The 525-nt window shown below is 64.8% G+C and carries 1 protein-coding gene; it reads right to left on the reverse strand.

Going from position 1 to position 525, the window contains the following annotated elements; translation table 11 throughout:
- Positions 1–269: 269 nt before the first annotated feature.
- On the reverse strand, positions 270–458 hold the full coding sequence (locus ENZ75_RS33820) for a DUF2065 domain-containing protein (RefSeq protein WP_013531032.1): 189 nt from the start codon (positions 456–458) through the stop codon (positions 270–272).
- Positions 459–525: the final 67 nt, after the last annotated feature.

Here is a 525-nt window from a genome sequence, read left to right on the forward strand (position 1 = left end):
CCAGATCGGCGACCGAAGCGGGCCCATCGGCGGCAAATGTCGGCGCCGTGAAGGACGGGACAGCGACGGCGCTGACAAGAAGTGCCGCCGCGCCGGCGATGAATGTCCGCCGCGCCGCGCGCAAAATTGTATTGGATGTCATCGAGAAGCCTCCCGGTATTCTTGAAAAGAAAAGCGCTTCGACGAAAACGCCGCGTCACGCCATGTTGGCAAAAAATACGGCACGTTTGCGGCTATGACTATCGGCAGAGGATAAATCATCGCCGCCCTCATGCGCCTCGTACCAGCCAGACGATGCCGACGCCGATCGCGATCGCCGCCAGCCCGGCAATCCGCAGCGCGTTCTCGGGCAGCGACAGCACTTCGGTGGCAAGCTTCCTGGCCAGGCCGGGAAAGCCGCCATAGACCAGACCCTCTATGACGAGGACGAGGCCCATGGCGGCAAGAAAATCCTGCACCGGCCGCTACTGGCCGGTGCTGGGCTGTGCCGCCGGCGCGGCGGGTGGCGTCGCCGGAGCGGTTGGC

The organism is Mesorhizobium sp. M7A.F.Ca.CA.002.04.1.1, assembly GCF_004022805.1.
GTDB lineage: Bacteria > Pseudomonadota > Alphaproteobacteria > Rhizobiales > Rhizobiaceae > Mesorhizobium > Mesorhizobium ciceri.